This is a genomic window from Providencia sp. PROV048, assembly GCF_033688165.1.
Lineage (GTDB): Bacteria > Pseudomonadota > Gammaproteobacteria > Enterobacterales > Enterobacteriaceae > Providencia > Providencia hangzhouensis.
Genome location: NZ_CP096360.1, coordinates 978,283 through 1,000,747, shown reverse-complemented (window position 1 = coordinate 1,000,747; position 22,465 = coordinate 978,283). Strand labels below are relative to the sequence as shown.

Sequence of the window (22,465 nt, the reverse complement as noted above, 5' to 3'; positions counted from 1 at the left end):
GGCCATTTCTTTTAGCGTCCTGCATGAATGCGTAGATAGTCCTCAAAGCTTTCGCTCTCACTTTGTTCCATCTTCGCTTGCTTCGCTATTGAAGCTAATCGTGCTTGCTCAAATTGCTCTTCAGTTATCACTTCATACGGCTCGTTCACTAACTGTTCAAAATATTTTTCAGCTAATTCTAACCCGTAACCACCAATACCTTTTTCTAACATTTCATCCATAACAAGCGCTGAATATGTAAGAGTTGGGTCTTTAAACATAGCAACAAATTGGTGACAAACTTCTTGATATTTTGCATCGCAACAAGTGTCTAGCACTTCAGCCACACGGATCAAGTCATTAAATAATTGCTGCCCAACGTCAACTAATGGTTTAACTTCGCTGCCACAACCGAAACCAATGACTTGGCCTGGTTTACGGCCTTCAAGAATGACACGATTCCAGTTTTGACGGCAACAGTCTAATTCCTGAGCATTCATTTCAGGTGCATCAGCAAGTACACACCATATTAAGAATAGATCAACAAAACGAGCTTGCGTTTCATTAACGCCTATCGCACTAAATGGATTGATATCAAGTGAACGGACTTCAATGTACTCAATACCACCACGTAATAATGCGTCAGAAGGTGATTCATTGCCTTTAGGAACGCGTTTGGGCCGTATTGGGGCATAGAGCTCATTTTCAATCTGCAGCACATTCGTATTTAGTTGAATATATTTGCCGTCTTTTTTTGCACCCAGTTTTTCAAATTCAGCTGAAGGCTTATGGATGGCTTTTTTCAGGTTCTCTACATATTCATCCAATTTATTGAATGTGATGTTTAAATCACTTTGTGATTTATTTGTATAACCTAAGTCACTCATGCGTAATGATGTCGCATAAGGCAAGTAATACGTACCACAGTCTGTTTTATCAAATGATAGCGTCGTATCCCTATCTTTCAAAAAAGAGCCGCAAATAGCTGGAGATGCGCCAAATAGATAAGGAATAACCCAACCAAAGCGGTAGTAATTTCTAATTAGACGTAAATAGCCTTCAGAAATTTTTTCTTTACCGCTTTCTTCGTCTTCAATACCCGCCCATGCTTGCCAAAATTCAATCGGCAAAGAGAAGTTATAATGCACCCCTGCTATCGTTTGCATCAAAGCACCATAACGATTTTTAAGGCCTTCGCGGTACAGCGTTTTAAACTGCCCCACATTAGAAGAGCCGTACTGCGCAAGAGTGATTTTATCTTCACTTTCAATAAAGCATGGCATACTCAGCGGCCACATTCTTTCATCTTGAAGGTGACGAGCTGTATAGCGGTGTAAATCTCGCAAAAAAGCCAAATTATGGCTAATGCTTTTATCTACAGGAGTAATAAATTCGAGTAAGGACTCCGCAAAATCTGTCGTGATCCATTTATGTGTTAAAGCTTTTCCCAGCCCTTCTGGATGCAAGGTCTCTGCAATTGCGCCTGTGGGGGTTACACGCAATGTTTCACGCTCAATACCACGTTGAATACCATTAAGTGTTTCTGGGTGCGCCTCTAACCATGAGAGCGCTTTCGATACGTCCGGGATCAAGTCGACCTCCCGCCTGTGATGTTAATTTATTTTATTAAGGCAATTACTTTAGCTTAAATCACATAAATTGTCGCTGTCTAGATGTGTGGTTTATGAGGGAATAAATCAAAGAGGTATAGAAAATACGATTTAATTAATTTTATGAATGGTAATTTTAGGCAAAAAAAACTCCTCGAATGAGGAGTTTCTTAAAGATGGTGCATCCGGGAGGATTCGAACCTCCGACCGCTCGGTTCGTAGCCGAGTACTCTATCCAGCTGAGCTACGGATGCAAAATTCATTCGATTTGAAATCGATACATTCTCAATAACTTTTCTGAGTTAAATTAAAAGGTATTATTGATATGCTAAATTATTAGCTAAGAGATGGTGCATCCGGGAGGATTCGAACCTCCGACCGCTCGGTTCGTAGCCGAGTACTCTATCCAGCTGAGCTACGGATGCATACTTAATGCAAGATGTGCTGCTCTCTCAAACTTCTTTATCAACTTCTACTTCTATAAATCAACTTCTTAGTTACTGCTTTGTTTGGTTGCTAAAACCAAAACAAAACCCCATCAGATTCTCTCATAGGGTTAAAGATGGTGCATCCGGGAGGATTCGAACCTCCGACCGCTCGGTTCGTAGCCGAGTACTCTATCCAGCTGAGCTACGGATGCATAATCTAAAATGGCGGTGAGGGAGGGATTCGAACCCTCGATGCAGCTTTTGACCGCATACTCCCTTAGCAGGGGAGCGCCTTCAGCCTCTCGGCCACCTCACCATATTTTAGTTACACACGATTTGTTTTTTCAAACATCTCGTTGCTGTGTGGCGCACATATTACTTTCCTAGACTTAGAAGTCAAACAATTTTTCCAAACTTTTTGCATTCCGTTGTCTGTTTGCACATTTCACAAGCAAGATGCTTAGTTTAACACCGAAAAAGATATTTTTCAGCCCTTATGACACTAACTTTAGAAACAAAAATACAGAAAAAAAATTATTCTATAAGTGAATAAAAATGAGCTCACTGGATTGATTAGCCTATATTTCATACAAAGGAAAACAAGATTTCGTACAAGAAAACCGAAGACTAAACAATAAAGTGAGTTTGATGCTAGAGAATTATAAAAAACGAAAGGATATTTTTAGAAATAATGTGAGTAAGACAAGCGCCCATTCTTGCTGTGTGATCAATCATTGGACGCTTATTCATTATTATTGATTATCTGGTTGAGTCTTTTCAGCCTGGATCCGTTGATAAATTTCTTCACGGTGAACAGAAACTTCTTTTGGGGCATTAACACCAATACGAACTTGGTTGCCTTTGACACCCAATACAGTAACTGTTACCTCATCGCCTATCATGAGTGTTTCACCAACTCGACGAGTCAGAATAAGCATTCTTTGCTCCTTGAAATATTAAAAGAGTCGGGTCTCTAGGTATCCCCGCTATTGTCCATCACACACCGTGAAAACGTAAAGCAATGACATTCACCTAAAGCATTGATGCCATCAATACAAGCATTCTAATTATTTACAAGCAAAATATAGCACTACAAACGATACATTAACAATGCCGCAACAGATTAAAGTTGCCTCATATTTTAATGAGGCAACTTTGTAAGTGCTTACAGACGCGCTTCGACCCATTCTTCGACACTTGCCATAGCAGCAGGTAATGCGCTAACGTCAGTACCTCCCGCTTGAGCCATGTCTGGGCGACCGCCACCTTTACCACCTACCTGACTTGCAATATAGGAAATTAAGTCCCCTGCTTTAACTTTAGCAGTCAAATCATTAGTTACCCCAACGATCATACTGACTTTATCACCACTTGTTGTTGAAAGCACGATAATCGCTGATTTCAACTGATTTTTAAGGTCATCAACCATAGTTCTCAACAACTTAGGATCAGTATCCGCTAATTGAGTGACTAATAATTTGATGCCTTTCACGTCTTTCGCTTTACTACTTAGTGAAGCACTTTCTTGAGATGCTTGTTGATCTTTTAGTTGCACAATTTCTTTTTCGAGTTGGCGAGATTTGTCTAACGCCGCTTTTACTTTCTCGACAAGACTATTAATATCACCTTTCACTAAGTGTGCAATTGCTGAAAGTTGCTCTGACTGATTGTGAATGCTTTCAATCGCCATTGTGCCTGTAGTCGCTTCAATACGACGAACACCTGCAGCCGTACCAGATTCACTCAAGATACGGAATAAACCAATATCTCCTGTACGACGCGCATGTGTACCACCACATAACTCGATAGAAAAATCCCCCATACTCAGAACACGTACACGTTCCTCATATTTTTCACCGAATAATGCCATAGCACCTTTTGCTTTAGCGCCTTCTAAATCCATCAGTTCAGTTTCAATTTCTGAGTTTTTACGGATTTGTGCATTCACAATATCTTCTACTTGACGTAGTTGCTCTTGTGTCATCGCTTCAAAATGAGAGAAGTCAAAACGCAAGTATTTGTCATTAACCAATGAACCCTTTTGAGAAACATGGTCGCCTAATACTTGGCGTAATGCCGCATGCAGTAAGTGTGTTGCTGAGTGATTTAAACGGATCGCATCACGTCTAGCGCTATCCACAACAGCGGTAATTCTATGGTTAACAACCAGTGAACCCGCCTCTACCTTACCAATATGCCCAATTGCTTGACCATATTTTTGTGTATCAGTGACTTTAAAGCTCGCATTGTCATTATTTAAGTAACCAGTATCACCGACTTGCCCACCAGACTCTGCATAAAATGCAGTTTTATCTAGTATAACTAAGCCTTCTTCACCCGCATTCAAACTGTCTACAGGTTGGCCATCTTTATATAATGCAGTAATAGTGGCTTGTTGCTCATCATATTGATAACCGGAGAATTCACTACGCTTATCAACTTTAATTAAAGAGTTATAATCCGCACCAAAACCACTGGATTCGCGCGCACGACGACGCTGGTCTTCCATCGCCCGCTCAAAACCTTCTTCGTCGACTTTAATATTGCGCTCACGGCAAACATCTGCCGTTAAATCGATTGGGAAGCCATAGGTGTCATATAAGCGGAATGCCGCTTCACCATCCAGAGTATCCCCTTTCAGTGAAGCAAGTTCTTCATCTAATAATTGAAGACCGCGTTCTAACGTGCGTGCAAATTGCTCTTCTTCGGTCTTGAGAACTTTTTCAACCATAGCTTGCTGGCGTGCAAGTTCATCAGCCGCAGGCCCCATGACTTTAATCAATGGCGCGACTAATTTGTAGAAGAAAGTGTCTTTGGCACCAAGCATATAACCGTGACGAACAGCACGTCGAATAATACGACGCAGAACATAACCACGACCTTCATTTGATGGAATAACACCATCACTGACAAGGAATGCACAAGAACGAATGTGGTCAGCAATAACGCGTAATGATTTATTCTCTAAATCCGTCGCACCTGTTGCTTTAGCTGCCGCAGCAATAAGGTCACGGAAGATATCAATTTCATAGTTTGAATTAACGTGCTGCAATACCGCAGAAATACGCTCTAAGCCCATTCCTGTGTCAACTGAAGGTTTTGGTAGAGGCTCCATTGTCCCGTCAGACTGACGGTTAAATTGCATGAAGACTAAATTCCAAATTTCAATATAGCGGTCACCGTCTTCTTCTGGGCTTCCTGGAGGGCCACCCCATATATGGTCACCGTGATCATAGAAAATCTCGGTACATGGACCACAAGGACCGGTATCACCCATTTGCCAGAAGTTATCTGACGCATATGGTGCGCCTTTGTTATCACCAATACGAATAATACGCTCAACTGGAATACCAATTTCTTTATTCCAGATATCATAAGCTTCATCGTCAGTTGCGTAAACGGTTACCCACAACCTTTCTTTTGGTAAGTTAAACCATTCTTCGCTAGTCAATAACTCCCAAGCAAAACGGATAGCGTCATGCTTAAAGTAATCGCCAAAGCTAAAATTGCCTAACATTTCAAAAAATGTATGGTGGCGGGCGGTATAGCCCACATTTTCTAAGTCGTTATGTTTACCACCTGCACGCACACAGCGTTGCGCGGTTGTCGCTCGGGAATATGCTCTTTTATCCAGACCAAGAAATACATCTTTGAACTGGTTCATCCCTGCGTTTGTGAACAATAGTGTAGGGTCATTATTTGGCACTAGTGAACTACTAGAGACCACTTGATGACCTTTTGTATGAAAAAAGTCGAGAAACGCTTGACGGATCTCAGCGGTGCTTTTACTCATATTTATCCCGATATCAAGCTGGAAACAGAATTACGAATTGTTGAGATGGAATGTAACATCACCTCTAATCAACTCTCCGATTAAAAAGTGACTGATAAGATAAAGTCTCTTTGTGCAGAAGTAAAATATAGATACATCCATTCGCAGCTTTCATTGTAAAGCGTCTAGATATTTTCTGAAAGTATGTTTATACCTTGCACTGGTGTATTTTTCCACAGAAAAACTGTTCAATAAACTATTAATGTAATAGGTTAAAAATAAAATAGGCGCCACCACATCAGCGGAGCGCCTATAATTTACTTATTAATCAATTAATTAGATTAAAATTAAAATTCTTCTGGTGTTTCTTCTTCATCAGCATCACTGATAAAGTCTGTTGCTGCACTACTAAATTCACCAGTGTGATTCAATAACATTTCACGCAGTTTGGTATCAATTTCTTGAGCGACTTCAGGGTGCTCTTTTAAATAATTTGTTGAGTTAGCTTTACCTTGGCCAATTTTATCGCCGTTATAACTATACCAAGCCCCTGCTTTTTCAATTAACTTATGTTTTACACCTAAGTCAATTAACTCGCCGAAGGTATTAATACCTTCACCATACAAAATTTGGAATTCAGCTTGTTTGAACGGTGCTGCAACTTTGTTTTTTACCACTTTAACGCGAGTTTCACTACCGACGATTTCTTCGCCATTTTTAACAGCACCAATACGGCGGATGTCTAAACGAACAGATGCGTAGAATTTTAATGCATTACCACCTGTTGTTGTTTCTGGGTTACCAAACATAACACCAATCTTCATACGAATTTGGTTGATAAAGATCAGTAAGGTATTAGATGTTTTTAAGTTACCAGCTAACTTACGCATTGCTTGGCTCATCATACGAGCAGCTAGGCCCATATGTGAATCACCAATTTCACCTTCAATTTCAGCTTTTGGTGTTAATGCAGCAACGGAGTCAACGATGATCACATCAACCGCACCTGAGCGAGTTAATGCATCACAAATTTCTAGCGCTTGCTCACCGGTGTCCGGTTGAGAACATAGTAAGTTATCGATATCAACGCCTAATTTTTTAGCATAGATAGGGTCTAAAGCGTGTTCAGCATCGATGAAAGCACATGTTTTACCACTACGTTGCGCTGCAGCAATAACTTGCAGAGTTAGTGTTGTTTTACCTGAAGATTCAGGGCCGTAGATTTCAACAATACGACCTAGTGGCAAGCCACCAGCACCCAATGCAACATCAAGGGATAAGGAGCCTGTTGAGATAGTTTCAACATCCATAGAGCGGTCTTCACCAAGACGCATAATGGAACCTTTACCAAATTGCTTTTCAATTTGGCCTAATGCTGCTGCAAGTGCTTTTTGTTTGTTTTCATCAATAGCCATGTTTACTCCCTAAGTGCAATGATTTGACCACTGCAAATAAAACGATTGAATTCGGTTTGTTGAAATTAATTATACTGTATAATCATACAGTATCAAGGAAATTTTTAACTTAACTGCTTTAAAAGTGTTTCAAGTATATAAAGTGTTGATTGAAAACGAACTTCATTTCTGTTTCCTTGAAACACTTGATGTTGTGTTGTGACTAATACCGTTTGGTCTGCCTGTTTCTGTGCAAAACCAAACCATACTGTACCAACAGGTTTTTCTACACTACCGCCCCCAGGGCCTGCTATTCCACTAACTGAAACAGCAAAATCTGCACAGGCTTCTTGTAAAGCGCCTGTCGCCATTTCAGTAACGACTTGTTGGCTTACAGCTCCATACTGCTGTAAAGACTCATCTTTAACACCGATCATTTGATGCTTTGCTTCATTACTGTATGTCACAAAGCCACGCTGAAAATAATCTGAGCTACCCGATATATCGGTTAAAACTTTGGCAACCCAGCCCCCGGTACATGACTCTGCGGTTGTGACTGTTTTACCCTGTTCTTTCAGTTTCAGCCCAACCTGAATACTCAGAGTTTCAAGCCGCTTCTCATCTATCATGATGTTATCTACCTTTATGCCATTTTTTTACGAGCGCGATCCCAAACCCATAAACCCGCAATCGCAATTGCGAATACAGCACCGAAACCAATACCGGCATTCACAACTGACAAACCTGCTTTAATTGCTAATGAGTACAAGCCTAACATAATTAGCATTGCACTATTTTCACCTAAATTTTGTACTGCAATCGCATTCCCTGCTCCAACAGTTTCCTTCCCTTTTTCTTGCAATAATGCATTCAACGGAACGACAAATAAACCGCCGAAGATCCCAAGGATGATTAAAATAAAATAGGATGGAATAATATTAGTTTGCAACGAAAGTAACACCACCATCACACCTATAATAACTCCCGCAGGAATGCAGCGATAAACCGTTTTTAAGGTAATAAACTTGGCAGCAAGCCCGGCTCCTGCAACTATTCCCACGGCAACCATCGCATTTAAAATAGTCGGCGTTGTGTTGTCTTGTAATCCCAATGCCACAGGCACCCATGCAACGAGCAGAAAACGCAGCGTTACCCCAGCCCCCCAGAACAAGCTGGTTCCAACTAGTGAAAAACGGCTTTCTTGGTTAGCCCATAGCACCCGGCAGGCATTGAAAAAAGAAGTAATTAACAGTTTAAGATCCCAACCTTTTCCAGGCCTCGCGGCAGCTAAGTGTGGGATGAAAAAATTCGCAATAACGGCTAACGCATACAATACAGCACATGTTCCCAGCGCTAAAATTAAGTTAATATCGGAAAGCATTCCGCCAACAACTGACCCCACTAAAATGGCTGCGATTGTTGAAGCTTCCATGACACCATTGGCCTTAACGAGGTTATCTCCCCCGGTCAGTTCCCCCAAAATACCGTATTTAGCTGGTGAATATGAAGCTGCGCCGATTCCCACTAACCCATAACAAAGGAATGGGTTTAGGCCAAAACAAATCCCTAATGCCCCAATAAACTTGAAGATGTTAGAAAACAGCATCACGCGTCCCTTTGAGAACCTATCTGCGATTTGCCCAACAAACGGTGCTAAAACGATGTACGTAAAAACAAACACCATTTGCAGGATAGGATGACTCCATTCAGGGTAAAATTCGGCTTTTAGCTGGGCTAATATGGCGAATAATAATGCGTTATCTGCAAATGCAGAGAGAAATTGTGAAGCAAGAACGGCTTTCATCCCTCTGCTCATTAACGGTGAATTAGAAGTACTTTCTTGCATCTTATTCATCCTTTAATGCCATTTGCTTTAATGTGACAAAATCCGTTTTACCACTACCTAGTACTGGCAATTCTTTAACAAAACGAATATCACGTGGAACCGCTAACTCGATTAACCCTTTGCTCTTGGCTGCGCTGGATAATGCGCTACGGTCTAGTTCTTTATCTGTTGTGAACAAAACAAGCGCTTCACCTTTACTGCTATCTGGCTTTGTAACCACACCGTGATTTGCATTAGGAGAAAGAGATGCCACCATTTGCTCAATACTTTCGAGAGAAACCATTTCACCCGCAAGTTTAGCAAAACGTTTAACACGGCCTTTTATCGTACAGAAATTTTTATGATCTAGTTCAACGATATCACCTGTGTCGTACCAACCTTCCTCTATTTCACCTTGTGCATTTTCAGCTCGTGGTGTTTCAAGTACCCCAGGCGCTTCCACACGCAAATACCCTTTCATGATATTTGGGCCTTTAAGCTGTAATTTACCACCTTGTTCAATACCAGAAATGGGGATAATTCGCGCTTCCATTTCGGGTAAAATTTGCCCTACAGAGCCTTCTTTAGCGGCCATTGGCACATTAATTGAAACAATAGGTGCACACTCAGTTACCCCATAGCCTTCAAGAATTCGGATGCCAAATTTATCGAACCAGATTTTTTTGGTTTTATCTGATAATTTTTCTGCGCCCGCAACCACATAACGCAAACGTGCAAAATCATACTGATGAGCAAATCGTGCGTAGTTACCTAAAAAGGTTGATGTTCCAAATAATACCGTACAGTTTTTGTCATAGACTAATTCAGGAATGATCCGGTAATGTAATGGGCTTGGATAAAGGAAAACTCGGCTACCTGAAAATAGAGGGATAAATAAGCCAACCGTCAAACCAAATGCGTGAAATAATGGAAGTGACGACATAAAGCGGTCACGAGGTGTAAAATCGGCGATCGTTTTAATTTGTTCTACGTTTGCCATCAAGCTGGCATGGCTGTGAACAACACCTTTCGGTGTACCTTCCGAGCCGGATGTGAATAAAACAATCGCTTCATCGGACGGCTTTCGGGGAATAATGGCTTTTTTAGGATTAAATAAGTGCTTAATAATCCATATTTTATCTTGCCATGTTACCGTGTCTTTTAAATCTTCAAGGTAAATCCAACTTGCTTCTGGCACTTGTTCTGGAATATGCGTTAAGTTGCCTTTTTCCAAAAATTGGCGGGAAGTAAAGACCACTTTCGCTGCTGAAGCTTTTAAAGCGTTACTAATACCGTGACTGCCCGCAGTGTAATTAAGCATGGCAGGTACTCGGCCTCTCATTAAAGCGCCAAAAATCGCGGCTGCGGTGACTGTCGCATTTGGCAATAATAGGCCAACTCTTTCATTTTCATGAGTATAGCGTTCAATAATACGACCAACCCCTAAGGTTTTTTTCAATAGAGATTGATATGAATCCTCTTTAAATGCGATGTCTTCAATACAAGGCGTGCGGCGCCCAAAAAACTGGACACTTTGAATAAATTCTTCAACTAATGTGACTTGTGGTAAACAAGACATACGAGCAGATTTCATGATTTGGTACAGGTGTTCACCCGCCAGGGCACGACGCTCTACAGCCTTAGGTGCTTCTGGCATTGGAATATCTTGTGCCGGCAATATATGCAATGTGATCTTCGGGAACCATTTTAATGGAAAAATTCCTTTCAGCCGCCCAAAATGGCTATATTGTGCACCTTCTATACGAATAGGAACAACTTTTGCTTCTGACTTTGCTGCCACAAAAGCCGCTCCTTCGTATATTTTCATTAAAGAGCCATGAACCGAAATTCGGCCTTCTGGGAAAATAACTATTGGGCGCCCTTTTTCTACCTCTTTAACTAGATGACGAATACCTAGAGGGTTGGCAGGATCAAGAGGGACAATATCCGCATAGGGCTTAAGGCGCTTCACCATTTTCGGTGTGGCAAATGTTGAATAAACAGCAAATACAGGTTTGACAGGCAAAAAAAGTGCGATTAATACACCATCTAGGAAAGAAACATGATTGGGCGTAATTAAGCATTTATCTTGATTAAATTCTTTCGCGTCGCCAATAACTTGTACGCGAAACAAAAATTTAAGTACTGTTTTGACTATCTTTGCCAACATAATGAGTCCCTATACTATGATTATATTTTTATATATTAGTGTGATACGACTATACCTTTAGTGACTTCTATCTTACTGAGCTACTCCCTTTACTCTAATTAGTATATTCCGAAAACACCGCTGGCTTATCACTCATGAGTTTAAGTTAAATCATTAAGTTGTGCGATGATGTCGTCGACAGGCTGTGCCGCATCAATAATATGATGTGCTGTCGCACGGTAGATAGGCTCCCTTTGTTGCATTACTTCTTCAATTTCTTCAACTAAAGATTTTCCTGTCAAACTTGGTCGCTGATCCGCTTGCGGTTCCGCAGCGAGGCGTTTTGCTAAAACTTCAGGGTGGGTATTTAAGTAAATCACGGTGCCGTTATTACGCATAATTTGCTGATTTTCTTCTGCAAGAACAAGCCCCCCACCAGTTGAAACAATCATATCGCTTTGCGTAATCGACTTAAGGACGTCAGTCTCTAGCTGGCGAAAGTAATCCCAACCGTGCTGTTCAACAATTTCTGCAATACTTTTTCCCGCTTTTTCTAAAATCAATTTATCTGTATCAACAAATTGATAACCTTTAGATTCTGCAAATTTTTTACCAATTGTGGTTTTACCCGAACCTCTTGGACCGATAATGTAAAACATTAAATTTCATCCCATCATCATAAATACTAAGCAATACCGATTACAAATTTGCTTATGATAAACTGCCTAGTTTGGCAAATAAAAAAAGAAAGCCACACAAGTGTGGCTATCTCATCATTTTTACTCATTATGGACGACTTAAAAAGTCACCATACCCGATCCATTTGTACGTTGTTAGTGCATCTAACCCCATAGGGCCACGTGAATGTAATTTTTGCGTACTCACTGCGACCTCTGCACCTAAACCAAACTGCCCACCATCGGTAAAGCGAGTGCTTGCATTAACATATACCGCGGCTGAATCTACACATTGAACGAAATAGTCAGCTTGGTGAATAGATTCTGTCAAGATAGCATCAGAATGGGCTGTACCATAATGACGAATATGGTCGATAGCCGCGTCAATATCATCAACAATGTCTACGTTAAGATCCAGTGATAGCCACTCATCGACAAGGTTTTCAGGTTTTACATCAACAACTTTAGCTGGGCCTTGTTTTAGCAATGGAAGCGCTTTTTCACTCGCATGTAATGTGACTTGTTGTTGTGCCATTTTTTCACTTAAAAACGGCAGAAATTCATTCGCAATCTCTTTATGAACTAATAATGTTTCCAGTGAATTACAAGCGCTTGGGCGCTGAACTTTTGCATTAATAATCACGTTAATGGCTTTATTAAAATCTACCGATTTATCAACAAATGTATGGCAAACACCAATTCCCCCAGTAATTACTGGGATCGTTGATTGCTCACGACATAATTTATGTAAACCCGCACCGCCGCGAGGGATTAGCATATCCACGTAGCGATCTAATTTGAGTAATTGCGCAACTAATTCACGGTCAGGGTTATTAATAGCTTGTACTGCATCTGCTGGCAAGCCGCTATTTTCCAATGCTTTTTGAATAACTTCCACCACCGCAAGGTTAGTATGATGCGTCTCTTTCCCGCCACGTAAAATGACCGCATTACCTGTCTTTAAACATAACGAAGCCACATCAACGGTGACATTAGGGCGGGCTTCATAAATGACACCGACAACCCCCAATGGGACACGGCGGCGCTGTAAATTTAAGCCGCTATCCAATTGGCTTCCATCAATGATTTGCCCAACAGGATCAGCTAATTGGCATACTTTTCTAACATCATCAGCAATACTTTTTAAACGCTCTGGCGTCAGCAATAAGCGGTCTTGTAACGCCTCAGTCATACCGCTTGCTTTTGCCTGCGCCATGTCTTTTTGATTCGCTGCAAGTATAACTGCATTATCTTGTTCTAGTAGATCTGCAATTTGTAATAGTGCTGCATTTTTTTGTTTGGTACTTAACTGAGCTAATTGCCATGAAGCAACCCTTGCAGCCTTACCCATTGTCTCTAACATAATTAACTCACTATCATATCATCACGATGAACAGCCACAGAACCGTGTTCATAGCCAAGTATTTTGCTGATTTCTTGTGAATGGTGCCCAGCAATCATTCTAAGTGCATCACTGTTATAGTGGCTGACCCCATGAGCAAGATCTTTCCCTGCCATATTACGAATACGGATCACTGCGCCTCGGGAGAAATCGCCTTCAATCTTCTTAATACCTTTTGGCAATAATGAACTGCCTTTTTCCATAATTGCCAGTTGTGCACCATCATCAATGTACACATCTCCAGCTGCTGGAGCACCGAAAATCCAACGTTTACGATTTTCCATTGGATTTTTTTGCCCATAAAAACGGGTACCAACTGGAAGATTTTCAATAACCGCATTAATAACATCCGGTTTATTGCCTGCTGCAATGATAACATCAATTCCTGCACGGCCCGCGACATCTGCTGCTTGTAATTTAGTTGCCATTCCACCGGTTCCTAACCCGCTAACGCTTCCCCCCGCCATTTCGCGAAGTTCATCATTGATACCATACACTTCAGGGATCAATTTTGCATTTGGATTACTGCGTGGATCAGCATCATATAAGCCTTCGATATCTGTCAATAATAGCAGTTTATCTGCATCGCCAAGAATCGCGGCCAAAGCGGATAGATTGTCATTATCACCGACTTTGATTTCTGCGGTAGCCACAGCATCATTTTCATTGATAACTGGAATGATTCCGTTATCTAGCAGTGCTTGCAAGGTATCTCGTGCATTTAAGAAACGTTCTCTGTCTTCTAAATCGGCTCGTGTCAGTAACATTTGCCCGATATGAATGCCATAAATGGAGAATAACCGTTCCCATAACTGGATTAAACGACTTTGACCGACCGCCGCAAGCAACTGTTTAGATGCTATGGTAGCCGGCAGTTCGGGGTAATTTAAGTGTTCGCGACCTGCGGCAATTGCCCCAGAAGTCACAATAATAATACGATGCCCTTTTTCATATTGCTGCGCGCACTGCCTAACCAGCTCAACAATATGAGCTTGATTTAAACGGCGCGAGCCCCCTGTTAATACACTGGTCCCTAATTTAACTACCAGCGTCTGGCTATTTTTCATCATTTTTCTGCCATTAGGATTAATAAACCAAAAAGTAGGTATCATTTTTATCAGGAGAAGCGCGTTATGCCAACAGGCATAACGCAAAATTCAACAAAAGTTGGTTTAAAACAAATTTATGCGCTTAATTCCAGTTTTAATTCTGTCATTAGCGGGGAGGGAAAGAGGCTTAACTCAAGTTCAGATAGTTGTTTTGCAAGAGCTTGGTGAAAAGACACTAAATTTTGCTCTGTCGCCTCAATGGTTGGTGCATCTTTTAATGCTTTAACTTGCCAACTACCATGGCTGTTGTATAGGCCCAAATGATAAGTAAATTCAAACCCCTTATCAGTTGCAACCAATTTTAGCCACCACCCCCAAAATTCACGTTTTTCTGGGGCAATATTTGCATTCACGCAAACAACGAGGCTATCGAATATATAACAGCCATTTAAACATTGTTTTTCACGTAAATAAGGTCCTATCGAAGCAAACTTCTTTAAATACTTTCCATTTGAGTAATCAGTCGGTAAAGCCATGTTAAGGATCTCCTTCTTGGGAAGACACCTTTTTAACAAATGGGAAAAAATAAGCAAGTTATTAAATAAAATTAAAGTATTTTTGCTTTTAACCAATTAGTAGTTTCACTTAGCGCCTTTTCAAAATTAGCAAAAACGGGCTGGCTTGGTAGCATTATCGTGTCAGCATCCATCGATGAACGTCGAATTAAATCAGACTCTGCTTTGGGGCTGTAAATATCATCTTTAAGACTAACCGATAGCATTGGGACCTTACTGCGCCGCCCCAAAAGCCCTTGATTTTTAAGTGAATAGCAACTTAATTCATGACGTAAAGCAGAACCATCAACTTGATAAACACCCAAACGACTGGCGAATACATCCAAAACCATCCGAGGAATATCTTGTTGATATTTCTCTTCATGCAATAAACTGTGGACAATTGGCCCTATAACAGCAACCGCTTTAATCTTATCAGGGCACATATAAGCTAATCTTAACGCTATATTTGCGCCAAAACGCATACCCACGATACCAAAACGCGTGTGGTCAATCCAAGCGATATCCCCAATCTGGCGAACAATTTGCTCATGTAGGGTGCTTGTTTCCTGTGTAAGCTTTTGTTTTACCGAATAACCAATAGATGGCATATCCAGTGTTAGCATCGCAATACCGAGAGGTTCGAGGTAGTCACGGAAATAGCGGCAAAAATCAATTTGTAAGCTATCTAACATGCCGCAAATCATCACGGTCGGGTAAGGCCCTTGACCGTGTGAAGGAATATGTAAAAAGCCACAGACTTCTTTTCCACCATCAACTTTAAATGGAATTTTCTTTAAGCGATATTGAGAAAATTTTGCTGCGCTATCATACGCTTTACAAGCCAACAAAATAGCTTGGTCAGCCAGCTCGTCACCTTTAATAAAAGGATAAGCTGCAATGCTGTACAAATTAGCAGAACGCAACCAAGCATCCCCTGCTTCTGCACCTTTTTCAAACTCTAACGCTTTTTGCTGCCAATGCATGGCTTGCTGGGACCATTCAAAACACCAGTTTCCACGACGATTACCAATGACTGTATCCAATAAATTATCATCACTACGCTCAGCATCTGAGATAGCAATACGGCTTAGCACCTCTTCAATTTCTAAGGCGTCTATTCCCCGCCAAATCCACATTAAGCGGTTAATCATACGGTACCACCCCGCATGGTGAGACCCACTTAACACACTATGTTCTTTAATTTGAGAAATTGTTTGAGATGAATAAGAGACTAATGTTGACGTTTCAACTTGTCTGACTTTAGGTTTGAAAAGTTTTTCTGAAAGGTTTTGCTGAGTCATCCCTATTTCCTTGTCTATCAGAGTTGAATTTGGCCAAAAATAAAGGGAATGCAAAAATGCACTCCCCAAATTATATCGTGTTTAGCTTAAAAATTTTAGGTATTAATGTGTTTTTGCAATCAATAAATTCTATAACACTTTATAATTACAATGTTTTTACCTAAAGCTCGCGTAAAACACAGATTTATTTATCTTGTTCACACAATGGTTTAACAAAAACGACGCCCATATCCCATGGCTGTTCAATCCATGTGTCTTGTGGGATATCAACAATGTAATCATCAACTAATGGACGACCTGCTGGTTTTGCGAAAATAGTCACAAAGTGCGCTTTAGGGTACATATCACGAATAGCTTGTGCTGTACCGCCAGTATCAACGAGGTCATCAATCACAATATAGCCTTCACCATCACCTTCGGCGCGTTTAATCACGGTTAATTCGCGCTGGTTGTCATGGTCATAGCTAGAAATACAAACGGTGTCAACGTTACGAATACCAAGTTCGCGTGCAAGCAGTGCTCCAGGAACAAGGCCACCACGGCTAACCGCGATAATACCGGTCCATTGTTCTACTGGTAATAAACGTTGTGCGAGTTTACGGGCATGTATTTGCAACATATCCCACGTTACGACATATTTTTCGCTCATAAAATTCGGGTCCCGACTGCTGAGTAAATCTGAAAAGTGTCTTGCGGAAAAAAGGTTGCGCGAGATTATAGTGATTTGGCCGGTTAAAAACCAGCAAAAAGCACCATTCGCCATTAATTATTATCATTTACACTGTCCATTGCTCAAAAGAAAGTGTTATCCTGAGTTTATAAAAGAGGCAGCCTTTAATTCGAAACTTCAGGCTGTTAGGTCATAATTACAGCAATATTCCTTTTAAAATTGAAGCTGAAATTAACGTTGGTTGCCAATCAGCTCCTACTGAGTTATTCAGGATATTATCCCTAAATAGTTCAATTTGTAGCTAGGCGGCAAATGAGTAAATCCTAGGAGCATACATAAGTATGTGACTGGGATTTATGAATGAAGCCAACAACGCTACAGATTGAAATATAAAGGGAAAATAAAAGGAGAGAGACGTGTCTGAGCTAGCTACATTATCCCCCCAACCGCTATGGGATATCTTCGCTAAAATCTGTTCTATCCCACACCCTTCGTATCACGAAGAAGCCTTAGCCGCACATATTGTTGATTGGTCAAAACAAAAAGGCTTTCACGTTGAACGTGATGAAGTGGGCAATATTCTGATCCGTAAACCTGCAACACCTGGTTATGAAAACCGCAAAGGGGTTGTTTTACAAGCTCACTTAGACATGGTGCCACAAAAAAATAACGATACGGTGCATGACTTTAAAACAGACCCAATTCGTCCATATGTTAATGGTGAATGGGTCACCGCTGAAGGAACCACTTTAGGTGCTGATAACGGCATTGGCTTAGCTTCTGCGTTGGCTGTTCTTGCTGATGATAGTGTTGAGCATGGGCCAATGGAAGTTCTTCTGACCATGACTGAAGAAGCCGGCATGGAAGGTGCGTTTGGCTTGAAAGCAGGCTGGTTACAAGCCGATATTCTGATTAACACCGACTCAGAAGAAGAAGGTGAAATTTACATGGGTTGTGCTGGTGGGGTTGACTTTACCTCTACGTTTGACCTGACACGTGAAGCATTACCACAAGGCTATAAAACCTTCACAATGACCCTAAAAGGCCTAAAAGGTGGGCACTCTGGTGGTGATGTACATTTAGGCTTAGGTAATGCCAATAAGCTGTTAGCACGTTTTCTAGCTGGCCACGCAGAAGATTTAAACCTAAAACTATTAGATTTCAGAGGTGGTACTGTTCGTAACGCCATTCCTCGGGAAGCTTACGCCATTATTGCCGTTCCTGCGAACAAAGTCGCTGAGTTAACTGCCCTAAGAGCTCGTTATGAAGATATTCTGAAAAATGAATTAGCCGTCGTTGAGCCTAACCTTGTTCTACTGCTAGACGAAGCACAGAGTGAGTTAAAAGCGCTTTCTGATGACTGCCAAAAACGTTTTGTTTTCTTCTTAAATGCTGCGCCAAACGGTGTAATTCGCATGAGTGATGTTGCCATTGGTGTGGTTGAAACATCACTTAACGAAGGCGTTGTACGACTAACTGAAGATAAAGCAGAAATTATCTTTCTTGTGCGTTCTCTTATCGATAGCGGCAAAAACTACGTTGTTAACATGCTGACCTCTATCAGTAAATTAGCACAAGCCCAATATCGAGCAGAAGGCAGTTACCCTGGTTGGCAGCCCGATGCAGACTCACCAGTGATGCATTTAGTCAGTGATACCTACAACAAACTATTCGGTAAAATTCCTAATGTGATGGTGATCCACGCAGGCCTTGAGTGTGGCTTATTCAAAAAGCCTTACCCAGACATGGATATGGTTTCAATTGGGCCAACTATTCGTGGTGCGCACTCCCCTGATGAGCGTGTGCATATTGCAAGCGTTGGTGAGTATTGGAAATTATTAACTGCGGTTTTAAAAGCAATTCCAGTTAAAGAATAAACAACTAATTAATTGTAAATCAAACACCTATCATACGATGGGTGTTTTTTTATAATTCAAGTAATAGTTGTCTTTCAAGCTGTGGGCTTTGCAGCATCACATGTAAACCAACTAACCGAACACCACGCCCTAGGCGCCGATTATCCCAAACTTGTTTCGCTATTTGCACCAAATCCTGTTTATTGAGAACTGGATATACGTGTTCTTGTGTGGTTTGCTGGAAGTCTGCAAATTTAAATTTCACACCTTGGCGAGCAATGCGTAGGTCAGGTTTTACCTTCGCCAAACGCCGTTGGAGTTCATCATATAATTTATCAAGCAGCAGCAAACAGTCCCCCCACTGGTCAATATCCACAGCAAACGTACGCTCAACCCCCACCGACTTTCTCAGCCTATCAGGGTTAATAGCTCGCTCATCGATACCATGGCAACGCTCCCAAAGTACCTGTCCAAATTTACCCATGCTTTTAATCAATTCAACAACATCATATTTTTGGACATCCGCACAAGTCATCAACCCCATATCCGCTAATTTTTGGGCTGTTACCTTACCCACCCCAGGAATTTTTTTTAGAGGCAAGTTAAGAACAAATTGATCGATATTTTGCGGTGTGATTACGAATTGACCATTGGGTTTATTCATATCTGAAGCGATTTTCGCCAAAAACTTTATTGGCGCTATCCCCGCTGAAGCGGTTAATTGCAGTTCATCAAAGATTTGCTGGCGGATAGCCTCTGCGATTAACGTTGCAGAGCCGTGCAATTGTGTGCAATCCGTAACATCCAAATAAGCTTCATCAAGAGAAAGGGGCTCTATAAGGTCCGTATAGCGTGCAAATATCTTTTGAATATGCAAAGAGGTTTCTTTATAAAGTGCCATATGCCCAGGAACAACTTTCAAATGCGGACAAAGCCTAAGTGCAATTGCTGTGGACATAGCACTGTGAACACCATAGCGACGGGCTTCATAATTTGCAGTACTAATAACGCCTCGACGATTTGCGCTTCCACCCACCGCAATAGGCACATTGCGAAGGCTTGGATCGTCCCGCATTTCTATCGCTGCATAAAAGCAGTCCATATCAATATGAATAATTTTACGCACGAGTTAACCCCTGCCAATCAAACACCTGATTAAATATACAGTATATTTGTTAGCCATGCAATCATTGTTACATCACCATAAAACTGATGAATAGGGTGCTAACTTAATGATAACTAGGTAATTCATATTATTGCAATAATCATCTGCCAAGCTATCCAATTAAAGACTCTACTTAAAGTTACTCTTAAAAATAAGTGTCAATACTTACTTTTAAACAAAAAAGTAATAGAAAGAGTTGTTTTACCAACGACAATACCTTGAAAACTATCTATGGATTATATCTATGGCAATTATATCAACATCAAAATATGTTAATTTTATGGCAACTCTCATAATACTGTTTGCTAGCCAGACAGCTTTTGCACTATCCCCTAAAATTGTTGCGCATCGAGCAGGAACTGCGGATGCCCCTGAAAATACGCTTTACGCTATTGATTTAGCGATTAAAAATAAGTCAGATGCGATTTGGATAACCGTACAATTAAGTAAAGACAATCAATTAGTTTTATATCGACCAAGCAAACTGGATGAACTAACCGATAAAAAAGGTAAAGTATCCGCATACAACGCTGAGCAACTAAACCAAATCAATGCGGCTTATCAATTTAGCCAAAAACATAATCAACAGTTTCCTTTGCAGAAAACCACGATTAGTACGTTAAAAACTATTTTGCAAGAATATCCGAATACAACTTTCTATGTTGACCTGAAATCACCTGATGCAGACCCTAACATTCAAGCAGAAGCTATTCTTAATCTATTGAAAGAGACAAATAGTGTTAATCGAGTACGTTTTTATTCAACTAATGACGCATTTTTAAATGCATTGAAAACTCTTAAGCCTAAATTACAGTTATTCGAAAGCCGAGATGAAACTCGTACTATACTGGCAAATAGTGTGATAAGTCATCAATGTCCTATGGAAAATCATGAATCTGAAACCCGTTGGTTCGGTTTTGAATTACATCGAAAAATTGAAGTTGTTGAAAAATACACTTTAGGTGAAGCCCGTTCACCTGCGGTTATTTCATGGGACAAAGAAGCTATTGATTGTTTTAGAAAAAATGGTAATGCTTATATCATTGTTTTTGGTGTTAATAATGAAAGTGACTACCAACTCGCAAAAGAAATTGGTGTTGATGCTGTAATGGTTGATTCACCTAAAGCATTTAAAAAATAATATACTTCAATATAAAAACTAAGTTATTTCAATAATAGCTTAGTTTTTAACTTACATTATTTAAAATAATCATTTTATTTTATTACATAATAACAAGTTATATTAAGCCACGTCCGTAAGATTAAATAGTATAATGCTCTTCATAGCGACCTTAGCCAACAATACTGTTAGCTAAGGTATATAAATTAAGAGTTGAATTATATAATTCGGTTTTTATTGAGCAGTTTTTTACGTGCTTCTTCGCGTGCCATGCGTTTCTTACGCGCATCACAAGGTTCGGGACAATCACACACTTTTTCAACACCAATACTGCTTAACCCACCGCAGCTACCTTGAATACTCTTACGTTTAATAATATACCCAAGTGACATGCCTAAAAAGGCCAACAAAAACAGTGCAAAGGCTGCAATGAAAATATTAAGCATTTTTTTGTCCTCCCACAACTACTGTTTTTTGGTTAAAAACGGTTCGAATGCCTTAGTATAACGCTCTTCAAAACCTTTATCTGTCTTAACAATCATGAAAACAGGAATATTCATTTTTTCAGCTAAAACAAAGCCAGCTTCAGGCCCCAAAACATTTAGCCCTGTAGATAAGCCATCAGCACTCATGCAATTTTCTGCAATCACCGTAATAGAAACTAAATTATGAGTGATTGGTTTTCCTGTTTTCGGGTCAATGGTATGAGAAAAACGAACGCCATCTTGCTCGAAATAATTACGGTAATCTCCTGATGTAGCGATAGAACGGTCACCCGGTTCAATGACCTCTTGTGCTGTTTGGCTTGCCCCATCCGATGCAGGTTTTTCTATTGCAATACGCCATGGCACTTCTTTACCATTTGTTCCTTTTGTACGCACTTCACCACCGATATCAACCATATAATTATTGATACCCAATGATTCTAAATATTCAGCAACAACGTCGACACCATAACCTTTAGCAATTGAGGAGAGGTCAACGTACAGCTCAGGGATTGTTTTAATTAGGTTATTATCTTGAACAGCAAGTTTTTCGATACCAACCCAAGCGCTACGCTTAGCTAACTCCTCATCCGAAGGTGCTTTAGTCACTCTTCCTTCAGGACCGAAACCCCATAAATTAACTAAAGGACCAACCGTTACATCTAGTGAACCACTTGTCAGCTTATTAATTTCAATCGCTTTTTTAACCACTGTTGCCGTTGCAGCAGATACAGGGAATGGTGTATTCACTTCTTTAAATTGGTTAAAACGACTTAATTCTGAATCTGGGCGATATGTTGACATTTGGTCGTTAACTTCTTCCAGACGTTTATCTATTTCAGCTTGAATAGCTTCAGGCTTTGGCTCCGAAGAGTCTGTAACATATTTAACCGAATAGTACGTCCCCATCGTTTGCCCCTGAAGATTCTGTTGTTCAGGTCCACCACAGGCAGTAAGAAACAGAGCTGCAACAAATAGCAGTATTGGGGTATAGATTCTTTTACTTAGCATAATTTTCTCCGCGTC

The 22,465-nt window shown here is 40.6% G+C and carries 18 protein-coding genes and 4 tRNA genes; 2 read left to right on the top strand and 20 right to left on the bottom strand.

The annotated features are described in order from the left end of the window. Positions 1-11: 11 nt before the first annotated feature. From gshA to gpt, 17 genes are all read right to left on the bottom strand, one after another. The gene (gene gshA, locus M1F26_RS04285) at positions 12-1,571 is read right to left on the bottom strand and encodes a glutamate--cysteine ligase (protein WP_140172710.1); all 1,560 of its coding nucleotides are present in this window, start codon (positions 1,569-1,571) and stop codon (positions 12-14) included. A gap of 195 nt (positions 1,572-1,766) precedes the next feature. Further along, positions 1,767-1,843, bottom strand: a tRNA-Arg gene (locus tag M1F26_RS04280). A gap of 94 nt (positions 1,844-1,937) precedes the next feature. Further along, a tRNA-Arg gene (locus tag M1F26_RS04275) sits at positions 1,938-2,014 on the bottom strand. A 138-nt stretch (positions 2,015-2,152) separates the two neighbouring features. Next, positions 2,153-2,229, bottom strand: a tRNA-Arg gene (locus M1F26_RS04270). An 11-nt stretch (positions 2,230-2,240) separates the two neighbouring features. After that, positions 2,241-2,333: transfer RNA gene (locus M1F26_RS04265), tRNA-Ser, on the bottom strand. Between the two features lie 436 nt (positions 2,334-2,769). Continuing rightward, positions 2,770-2,955, bottom strand: a complete 186-nt coding sequence (csrA, locus tag M1F26_RS04260) for a carbon storage regulator CsrA (RefSeq protein ID WP_004264815.1) — start codon at positions 2,953-2,955, stop codon at positions 2,770-2,772. A 227-nt stretch (positions 2,956-3,182) separates the two neighbouring features. Then, positions 3,183-5,810, bottom strand: a complete 2,628-nt coding sequence (alaS, locus tag M1F26_RS04255; protein ID WP_140172711.1) for an alanine--tRNA ligase — start codon at positions 5,808-5,810, stop codon at positions 3,183-3,185. Between the two features lie 326 nt (positions 5,811-6,136). Then, on the bottom strand, positions 6,137-7,204 hold the full coding sequence (gene recA, locus M1F26_RS04250) for a recombinase RecA (protein WP_094962029.1): 1,068 nt from the start codon (positions 7,202-7,204) through the stop codon (positions 6,137-6,139). Positions 7,205-7,308: 104 nt separating this feature from the next. Beyond that, on the bottom strand, positions 7,309-7,812 hold the full coding sequence (pncC, locus tag M1F26_RS04245) for a nicotinamide-nucleotide amidase (RefSeq protein ID WP_004264808.1): 504 nt from the start codon (positions 7,810-7,812) through the stop codon (positions 7,309-7,311). A 14-nt stretch (positions 7,813-7,826) separates the two neighbouring features. Continuing rightward, positions 7,827-9,029: a lysophospholipid transporter LplT gene (gene lplT / locus M1F26_RS04240; protein ID WP_140172712.1), complete on the bottom strand. Its 1,203-nt coding sequence runs from the start codon at positions 9,027-9,029 to the stop codon at positions 7,827-7,829. Between the two features lies 1 nt (position 9,030). Further along, the gene (gene aas / locus M1F26_RS04235) at positions 9,031-11,178 is read right to left on the bottom strand and encodes a bifunctional acyl-ACP--phospholipid O-acyltransferase/long-chain-fatty-acid--ACP ligase (protein ID WP_140172713.1); all 2,148 of its coding nucleotides are present in this window, start codon (positions 11,176-11,178) and stop codon (positions 9,031-9,033) included. A 140-nt stretch (positions 11,179-11,318) separates the two neighbouring features. Then, the gene (aroL, locus tag M1F26_RS04230) at positions 11,319-11,816 is read right to left on the bottom strand and encodes a shikimate kinase AroL (protein WP_004264804.1); all 498 of its coding nucleotides are present in this window, start codon (positions 11,814-11,816) and stop codon (positions 11,319-11,321) included. 127 nt (positions 11,817-11,943) lie between these two features. Further along, positions 11,944-13,197: a glutamate-5-semialdehyde dehydrogenase gene (proA, locus tag M1F26_RS04225; protein ID WP_004264803.1), complete on the bottom strand. Its 1,254-nt coding sequence runs from the start codon at positions 13,195-13,197 to the stop codon at positions 11,944-11,946. A gap of 2 nt (positions 13,198-13,199) precedes the next feature. After that, a complete protein-coding gene (proB, locus tag M1F26_RS04220) occupies positions 13,200-14,303 on the bottom strand; it encodes a glutamate 5-kinase (protein ID WP_036958967.1) in 1,104 nt (367 codons plus the stop codon). A gap of 116 nt (positions 14,304-14,419) precedes the next feature. Next, positions 14,420-14,821 (bottom strand): sigma factor-binding protein Crl, encoded by a 402-nt coding sequence (gene crl, locus M1F26_RS04215; RefSeq protein WP_036958914.1) that lies wholly within the window; start codon positions 14,819-14,821, stop codon positions 14,420-14,422. Positions 14,822-14,892: 71 nt separating this feature from the next. Beyond that, positions 14,893-16,143, bottom strand: a complete 1,251-nt coding sequence (frsA, locus tag M1F26_RS04210) for an esterase FrsA (RefSeq protein WP_200129311.1) — start codon at positions 16,141-16,143, stop codon at positions 14,893-14,895. 184 nt (positions 16,144-16,327) lie between these two features. Further along, entirely contained in the window at positions 16,328-16,792 is a 465-nt protein-coding gene (gene gpt, locus M1F26_RS04205) for a xanthine phosphoribosyltransferase (RefSeq protein WP_140172715.1), read from the bottom strand. A gap of 437 nt (positions 16,793-17,229) precedes the next feature. On the opposite strand from gpt, the gene pepD reads away from it, so the two are divergent. Beyond that, the gene (gene pepD, locus M1F26_RS04200) at positions 17,230-18,690 is read left to right on the top strand and encodes a beta-Ala-His dipeptidase (RefSeq protein ID WP_140172716.1); all 1,461 of its coding nucleotides are present in this window, start codon (positions 17,230-17,232) and stop codon (positions 18,688-18,690) included. Positions 18,691-18,739: 49 nt separating this feature from the next. Here the strand turns inward: pepD and dinB are convergent, their stop codons facing one another. Then, complete coding sequence (dinB, locus tag M1F26_RS04195; RefSeq protein ID WP_102139745.1) at positions 18,740-19,795, bottom strand: DNA polymerase IV; 1,056 nt, start codon at positions 19,793-19,795, stop codon at positions 18,740-18,742. A gap of 283 nt (positions 19,796-20,078) precedes the next feature. Between dinB and M1F26_RS04190 the strand changes: the two genes are divergently transcribed. Continuing rightward, positions 20,079-20,975 carry a glycerophosphodiester phosphodiesterase family protein gene (locus M1F26_RS04190; RefSeq protein WP_140172717.1) on the top strand — a complete coding sequence of 299 codons (897 nt, stop codon included), beginning with the start codon at positions 20,079-20,081 and terminating at the stop codon, positions 20,973-20,975. A gap of 197 nt (positions 20,976-21,172) precedes the next feature. Here the strand turns inward: M1F26_RS04190 and nqrM are convergent, their stop codons facing one another. Both nqrM and M1F26_RS04180 read right to left on the bottom strand, forming a co-directional pair. Continuing rightward, a complete protein-coding gene (nqrM, locus tag M1F26_RS04185; protein WP_102139747.1) occupies positions 21,173-21,400 on the bottom strand; it encodes a (Na+)-NQR maturation NqrM in 228 nt (75 codons plus the stop codon). Positions 21,401-21,418: 18 nt separating this feature from the next. Further along, positions 21,419-22,450, bottom strand: a complete 1,032-nt coding sequence (locus tag M1F26_RS04180; RefSeq protein ID WP_140172718.1) for an FAD:protein FMN transferase — start codon at positions 22,448-22,450, stop codon at positions 21,419-21,421. Positions 22,451-22,465 lie beyond the last annotated feature (15 nt).

Coding starts and splice junctions, on each gene's coding strand:
- csrA (WP_004264815.1), bottom strand. CDS start 2,955: ATGCTTATTCTGACTCGTCGAGTTGGTGAAACACTCATGATAGGCGAT.
- alaS (WP_140172711.1), bottom strand. CDS start 5,810: ATGAGTAAAAGCACCGCTGAGATCCGTCAAGCGTTTCTCGACTTTTTT.
- recA (WP_094962029.1), bottom strand. CDS start 7,204: ATGGCTATTGATGAAAACAAACAAAAAGCACTTGCAGCAGCATTAGGC.
- pncC (WP_004264808.1), bottom strand. CDS start 7,812: ATGATAGATGAGAAGCGGCTTGAAACTCTGAGTATTCAGGTTGGGCTG.
- lplT (WP_140172712.1), bottom strand. CDS start 9,029: ATGCAAGAAAGTACTTCTAATTCACCGTTAATGAGCAGAGGGATGAAA.
- aas (WP_140172713.1), bottom strand. CDS start 11,178: ATGTTGGCAAAGATAGTCAAAACAGTACTTAAATTTTTGTTTCGCGTA.
- aroL (WP_004264804.1), bottom strand. CDS start 11,816: ATGTTTTACATTATCGGTCCAAGAGGTTCGGGTAAAACCACAATTGGT.
- proA (WP_004264803.1), bottom strand. CDS start 13,197: ATGTTAGAGACAATGGGTAAGGCTGCAAGGGTTGCTTCATGGCAATTA.
- proB (WP_036958967.1), bottom strand. CDS start 14,303: ATGAAAAATAGCCAGACGCTGGTAGTTAAATTAGGGACCAGTGTATTA.
- crl (WP_036958914.1), bottom strand. CDS start 14,821: ATGGCTTTACCGACTGATTACTCAAATGGAAAGTATTTAAAGAAGTTT.
- frsA (WP_200129311.1), bottom strand. CDS start 16,143: ATGACTCAGCAAAACCTTTCAGAAAAACTTTTCAAACCTAAAGTCAGA.
- gpt (WP_140172715.1), bottom strand. CDS start 16,792: ATGAGCGAAAAATATGTCGTAACGTGGGATATGTTGCAAATACATGCC.
- M1F26_RS04190 (WP_140172717.1), top strand. CDS start 20,079: ATGGCAATTATATCAACATCAAAATATGTTAATTTTATGGCAACTCTC.
- nqrM (WP_102139747.1), bottom strand. CDS start 21,400: ATGCTTAATATTTTCATTGCAGCCTTTGCACTGTTTTTGTTGGCCTTT.
- M1F26_RS04180 (WP_140172718.1), bottom strand. CDS start 22,450: ATGCTAAGTAAAAGAATCTATACCCCAATACTGCTATTTGTTGCAGCT.